The 12,964-nt window shown below is 53.3% G+C and carries 11 protein-coding genes and 1 riboswitch; all 11 genes read left to right on the top strand.

The genetic code is table 11. The features are described from left to right. The first annotated feature begins 6 nt into the window (after window positions 1-6). The 11 genes from dnaE (at window position 7) to FC49_RS01215 (ending at window position 12,938) form a co-directional block, all read left to right on the top strand. On the top strand, window positions 7-3,348 hold the full coding sequence (gene dnaE, locus FC49_RS01265; protein ID WP_056983855.1) for a DNA polymerase III subunit alpha: 3,342 nt from the start codon (window positions 7-9) through the stop codon (window positions 3,346-3,348). A gap of 169 nt (window positions 3,349-3,517) precedes the next feature. After that, the gene (gene pyk, locus FC49_RS01260; RefSeq protein WP_003711891.1) at window positions 3,518-4,939 is read left to right on the top strand and encodes a pyruvate kinase; all 1,422 of its coding nucleotides are present in this window, start codon (window positions 3,518-3,520) and stop codon (window positions 4,937-4,939) included. Between the two features lie 125 nt (window positions 4,940-5,064). Then, window positions 5,065-5,943: a CvfB family protein gene (locus tag FC49_RS01255; protein ID WP_003711821.1), complete on the top strand. Its 879-nt coding sequence runs from the start codon at window positions 5,065-5,067 to the stop codon at window positions 5,941-5,943. Window positions 5,944-5,948: 5 nt separating this feature from the next. Beyond that, window positions 5,949-6,836 carry a tyrosine-type recombinase/integrase gene (locus FC49_RS01250; protein WP_003711879.1) on the top strand — a complete coding sequence of 296 codons (888 nt, stop codon included), beginning with the start codon at window positions 5,949-5,951 and terminating at the stop codon, window positions 6,834-6,836. A gap of 13 nt (window positions 6,837-6,849) precedes the next feature. Further along, a complete protein-coding gene (locus FC49_RS01245; protein ID WP_003711844.1) occupies window positions 6,850-7,209 on the top strand; it encodes a hypothetical protein in 360 nt (119 codons plus the stop codon). Continuing rightward, complete coding sequence (locus tag FC49_RS01240; protein ID WP_003711851.1) at window positions 7,199-7,975, top strand: segregation and condensation protein A; 777 nt, start codon at window positions 7,199-7,201, stop codon at window positions 7,973-7,975. Before FC49_RS01245 ends, FC49_RS01240 begins: the two co-directional genes overlap by 11 nt. Next, window positions 7,953-8,558: an SMC-Scp complex subunit ScpB gene (scpB, locus tag FC49_RS01235; RefSeq protein ID WP_039929885.1), complete on the top strand. Its 606-nt coding sequence runs from the start codon at window positions 7,953-7,955 to the stop codon at window positions 8,556-8,558. The genes FC49_RS01240 and scpB overlap by 23 nt, the downstream gene beginning before the upstream one ends. Further along, complete coding sequence (locus tag FC49_RS01230; RefSeq protein WP_003711819.1) at window positions 8,558-9,274, top strand: pseudouridine synthase; 717 nt, start codon at window positions 8,558-8,560, stop codon at window positions 9,272-9,274. Before scpB ends, FC49_RS01230 begins: the two co-directional genes overlap by 1 nt. A 193-nt stretch (window positions 9,275-9,467) precedes the next feature. Next, window positions 9,468-9,587: riboswitch (FMN riboswitch) on the top strand. Window positions 9,588-9,680: 93 nt separating this feature from the next. Further along, window positions 9,681-10,259, top strand: coding sequence for an ECF transporter S component (locus tag FC49_RS01225; protein ID WP_003711928.1), 579 nt, complete (start codon window positions 9,681-9,683; stop codon window positions 10,257-10,259). Between the two features lie 215 nt (window positions 10,260-10,474). Then, window positions 10,475-11,515 carry a helix-turn-helix domain-containing protein gene (locus FC49_RS01220; RefSeq protein ID WP_034537479.1) on the top strand — a complete coding sequence of 347 codons (1,041 nt, stop codon included), beginning with the start codon at window positions 10,475-10,477 and terminating at the stop codon, window positions 11,513-11,515. Further along, entirely contained in the window at window positions 11,505-12,938 is a 1,434-nt protein-coding gene (locus tag FC49_RS01215; protein ID WP_056983852.1) for a RecQ family ATP-dependent DNA helicase, read from the top strand. Before FC49_RS01220 ends, FC49_RS01215 begins: the two co-directional genes overlap by 11 nt. Window positions 12,939-12,964 lie beyond the last annotated feature (26 nt).

Below are 12,964 nucleotides of genomic sequence, written 5' to 3'. Positions count from 1 at the left end.
CCAAACGTGAATTATGTACCATTAGAGGTGCACAGCAGTTATAGCTTACTCCAGAGTCCGACTCGGATTCCGGACCTGGTTAAGGCGGCCAAACAGCGGGGGTACACCGCCCTGGCCTTGACTGATCAAAATATATTATATGGGGCTGTCGATTTTTATAATACTGCCCGACAGGCAGGAATTAAGCCGCTGTTAGGATTAGAAATCACAGTGGCCCTGGACGAGCTTGCGGGGAGTCAGCTCAAGATGACTTTGCTGGCGAAAAATGAGCAGGGTTACCGCAACCTAATGGACATTTCGACACGCCAGCAGACCGCAGAGCGCGGGAAGACAATAACGTTCACGGAACTGGCAGGATTACTGAAGGAAGTAGTCGTAATCCTGCCAGTCCAGCTGGCGGTGCTGAATTTGATCCGCCAGGGGACCGGCTGGCTGACTTCCCTGCAGCAAACCGTTGGCCGCAATCTCTATCTCGGGATCAACTTGCAATTGGATGAAGTTGAACGCTCCTCCCTCCAGCGTTTTGCCCAGGAGGCGGGTGTCCCCATTGTCGCCACGACGCCAGTTGACTATTTGAACGCGACCGACCTTTTTGCCACGAAGACCCTCCAGGCGATTGGTCAGGGGGCCCAGCTGACTGACCTGGACGCCCAGGCAACCGCCACGGGGGATAACTATCTGCCGGTACGTCAGCAGGTGGAAGCTGCCTACCATCAGCTCGGTCTAGCCGCTGCCGTTGATAATACAGCGGTCATTGCTGACCAGTGCAACGTTGAATTAAAGTTTCAGGCCCCAGTCCTGCCGCATTATCAGACCCCCCACGGGGAAACGGCGGTTGATTACCTCCGTCAACTATGTCTTGCCGGACTAAAAAAGCGACCGCTAGCGGCTGGCTATTCGGCGACAGCTTATCGGCAACGCTTAGACCATGAGCTGGCGATTATTCACCGGATGGGGTTCGATGATTACTTCCTGATTGTCTGGGACGTAATGAATTTTGCCCACCGGACAAAGATCACAACCGATCCGGGCCGGGGCTCGGCAGCCGGTTCTCTGGTGGCCTATGCCCTCGCGATTACCGAAGTCGACCCGCTGGAGTACCAGTTGCTATTCGAACGTTTCCTTAACCCAGAGCGGGCGCAGATGCCTGATATCGACTTGGATATTCCCGACAACCGCCGGGAGGAAGTCCTGGCATACGTTCATAGGAAGTACGGGCATGAGCGGGTGGCGCAGATCATTACTTTTGGGACCCTCGCTGCTAAACAGGTTCTCCGGGATGTCAGCCGGGTTTTCAAGCTGACAAAATTTGAGACAACAACCCTGCTGGATGCACTGCCGCGGGGCGGATCGTTTACCCTTGACCAGGCCCTCGCGGAGTCGCAGCGTTTGAAGAACCTCCTCAATGACCAGCCAAAACTCCGGCAGCTCTTTCAAGTGGCTCGGCAGTTGGAGGGGTTGCCCCGGCACTACTCAACCCATGCGGCCGGGATCGTCCTGTCGGCTGCTCCCCTGCACGAGATTGTTCCGTTGCAGGCGGGGAGTGAGGGACTCTTAATGACGCAGTTTCCAAAGGACACGGTGGAAGCACTGGGCCTGCTGAAAATGGATTTTCTGGGCTTACGCAACCTGTCGATCATGGACAATACGCTCCGGATGATTCGCCAACAGGAGCCCCAGTTTAGCCTGGAGCGGGTCAGCCTGGCCGACCCGGCCACCCTGCAGCTGTTCCAGCGCGGGCAGACTGACGGGGTGTTCCAATTTGAATCAGCTGGGATTCGGAATGTTTTGACCGCCTTGCATCCCGACCACTTTGAAGATATTGTGGCAGTCAACGCCCTCTACCGCCCTGGTCCGTTGGAAAACATCAGCCACTTCATCGCCCGGAAGCAGGGGCAGGAGCCGGTGCGGCTACCGGATCAATCCCTAGCGCCAATTCTTGCGCCCACCTACGGAATCCTAGTTTACCAGGAACAGGTTATGCAACTGGCGTCAGCCATGGCGGGCTTTACTCTGGGGGAAGCCGATTTGCTGCGGCGGGCAATGAGTAAGAAGAAAAAGCAGACCATGGATAACATGCGGGCTAAGTTTATGGCCGGGGCCCGGGCAAAGGGCTACCAGTCAGCCTTAGCCAGTCAGGTGTTTGACTACATTGACCAGTTTGCCAATTATGGGTTCAACCGCTCCCACGCCGTTGCCTATTCTAAGATGGCCTTTGAAATGGCCTACCTCAAGTGTCACTACCCGACAGAGTTCTATACGGCACTGCTTAATGCGGAGGGGAACATCACCAAACTTCGCCAGCACGTTACCAACGCGCAGCGGATGGGTGTTAAAATCAATGGCCCCCGCATCAACCTTAGCCGGGCCCAGTTTACGGTTCATGACCAGCAAATTTACTTTGGTTTAACCGCCATCAAGGGGGTTCGCCGGGACTTTATTGCGGATTTGCTGCAGGAACGGGACAGTAACGGTTCTTTCAAGGATATTCGGGACCTCATTCACCGCTTGCCAGACAAGTGGCAAAAAGAGGAGGTGCTTACTCCGCTGATTTATGCGGGGGCCCTTGATGGCCTCGGTTACAACCGGGCGGAAATGATAGAGAGCTTGCCTAACCTCCTATCGGGGATCGAATTACTGGCGACCTTGCCGGGCCTCTCCGGTGATCCAAGCCTCCAGTCTTCAATCAGTCACCGGCAGGAATACCCGCTGACGACCCGGCTGGCCAAAGAAAATGAACTCCTAGGCGTCTACCTGTCCGGGCATCCGGTCAGTCAGTACCGCCAGCTTGCCAGTCGTTTGCGGGCCGGACGGGTAGCTGACCTGCGTCCAAACCAGCGGGTAACCCTGATCCTATTTATTAACCGGGTCAAGGTAATCCACACGAAGAAGGATCACCGCCCGATGGCCTTTATATCCGGCTCGGACGAGAGCGGCCTCCTGGACGTGACCGTGTTTCCACAACAATACCAACAGTTCCAAGAATTGTTAGAGCGGAACCAGATCCTCGTAATTACGGGCAAGACCGAAGAACGGGCGGGGCACGGCCTCCAGGTGGTTGCCCAGCAGGTTCAGGATGCTAAGGATCTCCAGAAGCAGCTGATTCCGGCTGCTCGCTGGGTCCTGAGGGTTACCGCAAAAAATGACACGCCGGCACTTCGGCAGGCGCTGCACCGCTTTATGCAGCAGCACCGGGGTCCCGTCCCAGTGCTATTGTATTATCCGCATACTGATACGAAGCTGCTGGAACCTAGCAGCCGGTGGATGAATTCTGCTCCCGCCACCCGGCAGGGACTTGCCGAACTTCTGGGGGCAGATAACGTTGTCCTTCAATCACTGAAAAATTAGAGGGTGATGAGAAATAAAAACAATTTCCTGATGACAGCGTTTTCTTGCGAACTTTTGAACAAAAAATAAAGACACCTATTTTGAAAAGTGCTATTATACAAGTGTGCAAATGAGGGATGCAAATGGCAGACCGCAGTTGATGCATAAATGCAAAAGGAGAGATTCATTTATGAAGAAAACCAAGATTGTAAGTACCCTTGGTCCTGCAAGTACTGATGTCGATACAATCGTTAAGTTGATTCAAGCGGGTGCGAACGTTTTCCGCTTCAACTTCTCACACGGTGACCACCCAGAACACCTGGGTCGGATGCAAAACGTTAAGAAGGCGGAAGAAATCACCGGCAAGCACGTTGGTATCATGCTTGATACTAAGGGTGCTGAAATTCGGACTACTGTTCAAAAGGAAGGTAAGATCGAATACAACATTGGTGATGAAGTACGGATTTCAATGGATGCTTCTATTGAAGGTACTCATGACAAGATTGCTGTTACCTACCCAGGCCTGTACGATGACACTCATGTTGGTGGCCACGTCCTCTTCGATGATGGTCTGATTGACATGCAAATCGAAGAAAAGGATGACGCTAACCGTGAATTGGTCTGCAAGGTCCTGAACCACGGTGTCCTCGGCTCACGGAAGGGTGTTAACGCTCCTGGTGTTTCCATCAACCTGCCAGGTATTACTGAAAAGGACAGCAGCGACATTCGCTTCGGTCTGGACAACAAGATCAACTTCATCTCTGCATCCTTCGTTCGGAAGCCACAGGATGTTCAAGACATTCGTGAACTCCTCAAGGAAAAGAACATGGAAGACGTTCAAATCTTCCCAAAGATCGAATCTCAAGAAGGGATCGACAACTTCGAATCCATCATCGAAGTTTCTGATGGTCTGATGGTTCCTCGTGGTGACATGGGGGTTGAAATTCCAGCTGAAAATGTGCCAATCGTTCAGAAGCACATGATCAAGCGTTGTAACGAACTGGGCAAGCCAGTTATCACCGCTACCCAAATGCTGGACTCCATGCAAGAAAACCCACGGCCAACTCGTGCCGAAGTATCTGACGTTGCTAACGCCGTCTTTGATGGTACTGACGCCACGATGCTTTCTGGTGAAAGTGCCAACGGTGACTACCCAGTAGAATCAGTTGCCATGATGAACGCCATTGACATCAAGGCTGAAAACCACCTCTGGGAATTCGGTACTGAAACCTTCGATTGGGACAAGTCCGACGTTACTGAAACGATCGGTTCTGCTGTTGCCAACGCTGCTAAGGACATGGACATCCACACCATTGTTGCCTACACTGCTTCAGGCTACACTGCTAAGATGATCTCTAAGTACCGTCCAAACGCTGACATCGTTGCCTTGACGCCAAACGAACGGGTAGAACGCGGCCTGATGATCAACTGGGGTGTTCAACCATACGTTGTTGACGAAATGAAGAACACTGATAAGATGTTCGACCTGGCAGCTAAGAAGGCGGTTGAACTTGGCTTTGCTAAGAAGGGCGACAAGATCATCATCGTTGCTGGTGTTCCTTTGGGTGTTCCAGGTGCAACCAACATGATGCGTGTTAAGACGATCGACTAATTAAAATTAGCATTGATCGCAAAAAGGGCTAGACGTTTGTCTGGCTCTTTTTTAGTAGTGCTGGTCAAACCATTTTCAGCCGTGTAAAATAATAAGAAGGATTTAAAAGGAAGATGGGGTAAAATATGAATTCAGCATTAGGAAAAGTTGTTTCAGCGGTGATGATTGACGAAAATGACCAGGACTACTTTGTTCAGCCGGACCGGAACGGGCAGACTTATCGCTTGCCAAAGGCAGAAAGTCCCCAGCAGCTCCATATTGGTGGTCAGGTCCAGGGCTTTGTGTACGAGAACGAAGATCACCAACTGCAAATGACCTGTCAGCACATTCCCACCGTCCAAGTTGACCACTATGATTACGGGACGGTGGTCAGCGTTCGTCGAGATTTAGGGGTCTTTGTAGACATCGGTTTGCCAAACAAGGACATCGTGGTGTCATTAGATGACCTGCCGGAGTTAAAGCACCTCTGGCCCCAACCAGGTGACCGTCTACTGATGGCGCTGCGGGTGGACGATAAGGACCGTATCTGGGGCCAGTTAGCGGATGACCAGATTTACCAAACCATCTCAAATGCCCCGTCAAAAAGAGCAATGAACCGGGACGTGATGGCGACCGTCTACCGCCTGAAGCTGAATGGTACCCACGTGCTTACCGATGATTACCAGCTGGGCTTTATCCACCCCAGTGAGCGTGACCAGGAACCCCGTCTCGGTCAACGGGTCAAAGCCCGGGTGATTGGCTTGTCGTCACACGGCAGCCTGAACCTTTCCTTGAAGCCCCGGGCCTACCAGGCGATTGGGGAAGATGCGGCGATGATTTTAACCATGTTAAAGCATGACTTAAACCAGCGGTTGCCGTATACGGATAAGACCGACCCGCAGGTAATCCGGCAGGTTTTCGGCATCAGCAAGGGCCAGTTTAAGCGGGCCGTGGGACACCTGCTGAAGGCTGGCCTGGTTGAAGAAACAAATGGCCAGCTGCTCCTGCTCAAGAAAGAAGAGTAGTCGGCATGGAGGAACTTGTTGATAAATACCTGGCCTACTTAAAGGGGAGTCAGGGGCGGTCGGCTAATACGCTCATGAGCTACCGGCGGGACCTGGACCAAGCGGCGGCCTTCTTACAAGCACAGGGTGTCGGGAAGTGGTCGGCGGTAGATCAATACCAGCTGTTAGCGTTAATCGCTGAGCAGAAAAAACGGGGCCGGTCACCGGCGACTATTAACCGTCAGCTATCCGCTCTGCGCCAGTTTTACCGCTACTTGGTCCGTCACCAGCAGCTGCGGTTTAACCCCATGGAGCTGGTCGATAACCAGCAATTAACTGAGAAGCTGCCGCCAGAGATTCTGACCGAACCGGAAATCAAGCAGCTGCTAGCGGCCCCCGACCAGGCGCACGCCCTCGGAAAGCGTGACCGGGCGCTCCTTGCGGTCTTAGCGACCACCGGAATGCGGGTCAGTGAATTAGTCGACCTGCTGGTCACGGATTTACACCTTGATATTAAGATGATTCGGCTCGGCAGCGGGGGCCGGCGGGAACGGCTGGTACCGATTAGTGACCAGGCAGTTCAGGAATTAAAACAGTACCTAGCCGCTGTCCGCCCGCTGTTAGTGGCGGAGGGTGAACAAGCGGTCTTTGTCAACGCCCATGGCCACCAGTTAACGCGTCAGGGTGTCTGGAAGAATCTTCGCACCCTGGTCCGGCAAGCGGGGATTGAAAAAGCCGTGACTCCCCGGACGCTACGCTATTCTTTTGCCGTCCACCTCTTGCGGAGCGGGGCTGATGGCCGGCTGATTCAAGAAATGCTTGGTTATAGCGAGCTGCGGGCAATTAAACCCTACTTAAAAATGACGGTTCAGGAATTAAGCGCTGACTACCGCCAGCACCAACCGAAAATTTGAGGAGTGAAGAAGCGTGCTAGTACGGTACCGAAAGGATTATGAAAAAATTGCGATGGGCTTGTTGTCCCTGGTCCCCGACCTGCGAAATTACGGCCGGTTTACGGATGAACTGACGGGGGCGTTAACTGCGGGCTACCCCGTTTACCTGTGGAAGGATGCCGAGGATAACCACTTCATTGCAATCGCGATTGTGGAGGAGGGGACCGATTACCTGCTTTTACGGCAGCTTTCGTTTACCCCGAGTGAGCGGTCTGGCAAGAACGTCTTTGCCCTTTTGACCGCTCTCCAGGACCAGTATCCGGGGAAACGGTTAATGGGAACCCTCAAGAACCAGTCGCTAATTACCAATTGGGAGCAGTTTAATGAGCACTAAACCAGTTACGGAACATCCATACCAGCCAACAATTAAAATTGCCGATTTCGAGGGTCCACTGGACTTGCTCCTGCACCTTATTCGGGAAAATAAGATGGATATTTATGATATTCAGATTGCCCGCATTACTAGTCAGTACCTAGATTTTTTGCACCAGCAACAGGCTCACCAGCTGGAGATTGCTGGTGATTATTTCGTGATGGCGGCGACTTTGATGAACATCAAAAGCCAGTTGCTCTTACCACAACCGAGCGAACCGGATGAAGAGGCTGAGGAGCTGCCGGATCCACGGGAAGAGCTGGTTGAGCAACTGCTGGAATACCAGCGGTACAAGAAAGCAGCAGACCAGTTAAAGGATAAAGAAAATTTGCGCCAGCAGGAGTACACCCGTCCCGCCATGCACGTTCCCCGGGAGCTGATTAGCGCCCACGTGGAACCAGGGGTGACGGTCGACCAGCTTCAGGCGGCCTTTGTGGAAGTATTAAAAAAACACCGGCTAGCCCAGCCGCTGGTTGAAACGGTTGCAACCGAAAAGGTTAGTGTGGCCGAAAGAATGGCTGCGGTGGTCAAGCAGGTGAAGGCCGGGCCGGTCCAGTTTACCGCCCTGTTTGCTGGTGATCGCAGCCGTGACCAGTTAGTGACGACTTTTATTGCAGTCTTGGAATTAAGCAAGCACCAACGGATTGCGGTGCAGCAGGCGGAACTGTTTGGCCCGATTATTTTAGTGAAGGGAACGCGAATTGATGACGAAGATACAAGCAAGTAACCTGGCCCAAGTGGAGGGCCTGTTATTTATTAGTGGGGATGAGGGTATCACCCTGGGCGATCTTGCTAAAATTACTGGTTTTATGAAGCCGGCCCTGCGTGAAATGCTGGCTGCTCTCCAAGCCAAGTACGCGCAGGATCAGGACTCGGCACTGATTCTCCTTCAAAGTGCCGATACCTACCGCCTGGCGACCAAACAAGCCTTGGCGCCGGTGATCAAGCACTTCTTTGAGGTGCCATTGACGGTGCCGCTTACTACTGCCCTGCTGGAGACCCTTGCTATCATTGCCTACCGCCAGCCGATTACGCGGTTAGAAATCGATAGCATCCGCGGGGTGCAAAGCTCGGGAGGAATTCAGAAGTTGATGGTACGGGGGCTGATTGACACGAAGGGCCGGTTAGATGCCCCCGGGCGGCCGTTTTTGTACGTCACGACCGATAATTTCTTGAACTATTTTGGCCTGACCACGCTCGATGAATTACCGGCACTGCCAGAACAGGCGGACGCTGATGACGGTGCGCTGAGTGGGGACTTGTTCCTGACGGCGTTGCAGTCACGGGAACGGCATGAGGAGGATGAGTAATGGAACGTTTACAAAAAGTGATGGCGGAGGCCGGCGTGGCGTCCCGGCGGGCGTCGGAAAAGTTGATTGCGACCGGACATGTCCAAGTTAATGGACAGACGGTTACCACCTTAGGAACGAAGGTCACCGCTAAGGATAAAATTGAAGTTGACGGGATCCCGCTTCACCGGGAAAAGCAGGTTTACTATCTGTTGAACAAACCGCGGGGCGTGATTTCGAGTGCGCATGACGAAAAGGGCCGCCGGACGGTTGTTGATATCCTCCGGGAGGACGAAATTGAAGAGCGGATTTATCCCGTTGGTCGTCTGGATTATGACACGACCGGTCTCTTGTTGCTGACTAATGACGGTACTTTAGCAAACAAGATGATGCACCCTAAGTTCGCGGTCGATAAGACTTACGTCGCTAAGGTCAAGGGACTTATCAGTAATGATGACTTGAAGCAATTGCGGACGGGGGTCAAAGTTGATGGCCGGCGAACGAAGCCGGCCAAGACCCGGCTGAAGGGCACCGACCGGGAGAAGAAAACGAGTATCGTGCAGCTAACGATCCATGAGGGGCACTACCACCAGGTTAAACGGATGCTGGCGGCAGTCGGTCACCCGGTGATTAAACTTCACCGTGAGAGCTATGGCTTCCTGAACCTCCAGGGAGTTCAGCCAGGGGACTATCGGGAATTGCGCCCTGAAGAAGTCAAACGGTTGAACCGCTTGTAAGCTATTAGGCAGGACAGGGACCCCAGCAGGTGAGAGACAGGGAACCGGTTTTGCTCTAGTTTTAAAACGGAGCAAGGATGGTAAAACGGATGAAAAAGGCGAATATCCGCGAAGCAAGGCGTGGTTGCTAGAAGCCATCAGCGTTGACACGGCGCGGAATTCTCGCTACAATGAAAACGTACAATATGAACTGATTCGTCTTCAAGGCAGGGTGCAATTCCCGACCGGCGGTTACAGCCCGCAACCCGTGTGAACGGTTGAATCTGGTGTAAGTCCAGTGCCGACAGTAAAGTCTGGTATAGAGAAGATTTCTATAAAGTAATGCGTTGTTGACTGTAAGCAGTTGACAGCGCCTTTTCTTTGTGGAAGGGCCAACGAAGGCAATCTCAATGGAGGTTGTTGATTTATGACAGTATCACATCAGCGTATTCAACGGATGGTTGGCATCGCTTGTTTGGGTGCCTTAGCGTTTATCCTAATGATGTTTGAGTTTCCCATCATTCCGGTTGCTTCATACCTTAAAATCGATTTTTCCGACATTCCGGTGCTACTGGGCGGTTACCTCTACGGACCGTTGGCGGGGGTCGTGGTGGCCTTTATCAAGTGTTTTCTGCACGCGATGGTCAATGGTTTTGCAATCGGTGACCTGATTGGGGTTGGCAGTGACTTCATTTCGTCATTAGCGTTGTTATTCCCGTTTTACTATGTCTGGCGGCACCAGGGATGGTCCTTTAAGCGGCAGGCGCTGACGGCCATTCCACTGGCAACGCTGGTGCTGACCGTAGTGATGTCTCTACTGAACCTTTGGGTGATCACACCGCTCTACATGGCGGTTTGGCACTGGCAGTCTTCACTGCCGGTAGCCCAGCTAGTGGCCCTGGGGGTGTTGCCGTTTAACATTGTCAAGGGCTTGCTGCTGTCGATTGTCTTTATCTTAATCGCTGCTCATCTACGGCAGTGGCTGCAGCGCCACCGGATGGAATAATTACTGTCAGGATAGTAAGACTTCACTTGCACGGGAAGTGTAGGTGGAGTCTTCTTTCTTTTTTGTGGTAAAGTAATTTTGGGACAGGGCCGTTGCAGGTTAGCAACCGTGCGTCAGCACCATGAGCCTGATTACCGATCGGGTAAACTTTTTGCCCGAATTACATGAAAACGACCACTTTTACCGTATTATTTAAAGGGGAGGGGAATGTGGTGATGAATACATACCTACTGCGCTTATGCAGCTACCACCAGCCGCGGCGAGAACGGGTGATTGAGAACGTCCTGGCTAATCGGCAGACGGTAGCGACCCTTTTCTGGGCCCAGCATTACGGGATTTTAACCTGGCTTGGTGCGCGGCGCCGTCTCAGCCGGGCGCAATTTGACCAGGAAGTTGCAGTGTTGATCGGGGCGGGCCTGCTTGAACGCGTCGGTGCTGACGAAATAAAACTGACGGCGGCCGGGGTTAGCTATGAGGAAAGCCAACCGTCACCTTACCAGCCTCACTTTTATCCTTGGTACTGGCTTGCCAATACGCAGACAGTTCAGCGACGCCTCCTGTTGGGGTTTCAAGTGGCTTCCGAGCTTGCATACCACAACCGCTACTATGCACCCCTCGCCGTTCCATTTACGGACCAGGAAGCGGTGCGGGGCTGGTTTCGGCACTTTAAATCAGCCCAGTTTGTGCAGGAAGTATATGCAGAGCTGCACCTCCTTGCTGGTGCCTTGGCTAATGAAGACCAACGCTTGGCGGCGGCACTGGTCAACCGCTTGATTGGTCATGACCAGGCTGGGTGGACGCTTAATCAGCTAGCTGACCGCCTCCAGCTCAGTCTGGCTGATGCCCTGGTTCTTGACCATGATCTGTGGTTAGCCGTTACTGCTTTTTCCCGGCGGACGACTGGCCCGCTGGCGAGTCTGTTGCGCCCGCTCATTGCGCCAGCACCAATTTCGCGCAGTTGTCAGACAACCGTCCAGCTAGCACGCCAGGGGCTCGAGCTTGTTAGGATCGCAGAGCGCCGGCGTTTGAAACTGGGAACCGTTCGTGAACACCTCCTGACAGCTGCGATCCTGACGCCCCAGCAGCTTGACTGGGCACAACTATTGCCAGCAAAGCAGCGGAAATTTTTAGACCATCACTTTCGCGGTGATGTGATCCACTGGCGTTTTCAGGGCTGGAGCGGCGATGAGAATAGTGACTTTTATTATTTTCGCCTGTACCAAATTTATAAGGAGTATTCACAAAATGAATCGTGACCGGCTTTACCAAGCATTACAGCATCACTTTGGCTATCAAGAGTTCCGTGACGGCCAGTTGGCAACGATTGAGGCGATTTTAGCGGGGCAAGACACCATGGCAATTCTGCCTACTGGGGGAGGAAAATCGCTGCTTTACCAGCTACCAGCCTACCTCCGTCCCGGAATCGTCTTAATCGTTTCGCCGTTGATTTCACTAATGCAGGATCAAGTCGATCGCCTCCACCGCCGTGGCGAGAAACGGGTCTTGCTGCTAAGCGGCCAGGATCGGCGAACCCGGGACCAGCAATTAAGCCAGCTGGACCGGGCAAAATTTGTCTTTGCCTCCCCGGAGATCCTAGCCAATCCGGCAGTTGCTGCTTGTCTGCGCCGGGTCAATGTTGCTATGCTGACCATCGATGAGGCCCATTGCATTTCCCAGTGGGGCCCAGACTTTCGGCCGGAATACCTGTTGCTGCGCCGGTTTAGGGAAGAACTGGGGACACCACCGACTTTACTGCTGACTGCTACGGCCACCCCGCGTGTTCAGGCGGATATTATTGCTAAAATGGGGCTGACAGCTGACGAGGTGACGGTTATCCGGCGGTCAGTCAACCGGGCAAATATTTTCCTGGCAGTTGAGGAGCTGGCTTCACCGGATGAAAAGGCAGCCAGGCTGCTCCAACTGGTAAAAGAACTCTCCGGAGCAGGGATCATTTACTTCGCCAGTCGCCGCCTTGCAACGGCGACCGCTGACTGGTTGCAAAAGCAAAGTGGGTTAGCTGTGGCGGCCTACCATGCGGGGATGCCTGCCGCCGACCGTTTTCGTGTTCAGCAGCAATTCATGGCTGACGACCTTCAGCTGATTTGTGCCACGAGCGCCTTTGGGATGGGGGTAGACAAGGACGATATCCGCTTCATCATCCACTACCACCAGCCGACCAACCTTGCTGACTATGTACAGGAAATTGGCCGGGCTGGTCGTGATGGGCGGCAAAGCGTCGCGGTTTTGCTGACCTGCCCTGGCGATGACCTGCTGGCCCGGCAGCTAACGACCGTCGACCTGCCACCGCTCGGCCTGCTGGAAAAAGTTCACGCGGGGCAGTTGCCGCCGTCAGCCTTGGGCAGTAATCACGACCTCTTTACCTTTTACTTTCGCCAGCACTACACCGCCGACCAAATTGTTGCGGCGTTTAAAAAGCGGCACCGCCAGACCAATCGGCAGTTAGTACAAGTGCAAAGGTACCTGCGCCTCACTTCCTGCCGCCGGGCCTTCCTGCTTAATTACTTTGGCGAGCAGGTGGTTGAGCAGGACCGGTGTTGTGACAGTGAAGTTCCCGACTGGCGCAGTCAGTCGCTCTTGCCGCCCCGGCAGCAGCAGGTCCGTCAGACGGTTAACGATAATTGGGATCAGCACCTCCAGACTTTATTAAATCTTAGCTAAAGTTACCTTTTCGGTTTTTACCAGCT

Source organism: Limosilactobacillus oris DSM 4864 (assembly GCF_001434465.1).
GTDB classification, from domain to species: domain Bacteria; phylum Bacillota; class Bacilli; order Lactobacillales; family Lactobacillaceae; genus Limosilactobacillus; species Limosilactobacillus oris.
The sequence above is the reverse complement of the archived record's forward strand: the minus strand, read 5'-3'. Positions and strand labels throughout refer to the sequence as shown.

Coding starts and splice junctions, on each gene's coding strand:
- pyk (WP_003711891.1), top strand. CDS start 3,518: ATGAAGAAAACCAAGATTGTAAGTACCCTTGGTCCTGCAAGTACTGAT.
- FC49_RS01255 (WP_003711821.1), top strand. CDS start 5,065: ATGAATTCAGCATTAGGAAAAGTTGTTTCAGCGGTGATGATTGACGAA.
- FC49_RS01250 (WP_003711879.1), top strand. CDS start 5,949: ATGGAGGAACTTGTTGATAAATACCTGGCCTACTTAAAGGGGAGTCAG.
- FC49_RS01240 (WP_003711851.1), top strand. CDS start 7,199: ATGAGCACTAAACCAGTTACGGAACATCCATACCAGCCAACAATTAAA.
- scpB (WP_039929885.1), top strand. CDS start 7,953: ATGACGAAGATACAAGCAAGTAACCTGGCCCAAGTGGAGGGCCTGTTA.
- FC49_RS01230 (WP_003711819.1), top strand. CDS start 8,558: ATGGAACGTTTACAAAAAGTGATGGCGGAGGCCGGCGTGGCGTCCCGG.
- FC49_RS01225 (WP_003711928.1), top strand. CDS start 9,681: ATGACAGTATCACATCAGCGTATTCAACGGATGGTTGGCATCGCTTGT.
- FC49_RS01220 (WP_034537479.1), top strand. CDS start 10,475: ATGAATACATACCTACTGCGCTTATGCAGCTACCACCAGCCGCGGCGA.
- FC49_RS01215 (WP_056983852.1), top strand. CDS start 11,505: ATGAATCGTGACCGGCTTTACCAAGCATTACAGCATCACTTTGGCTAT.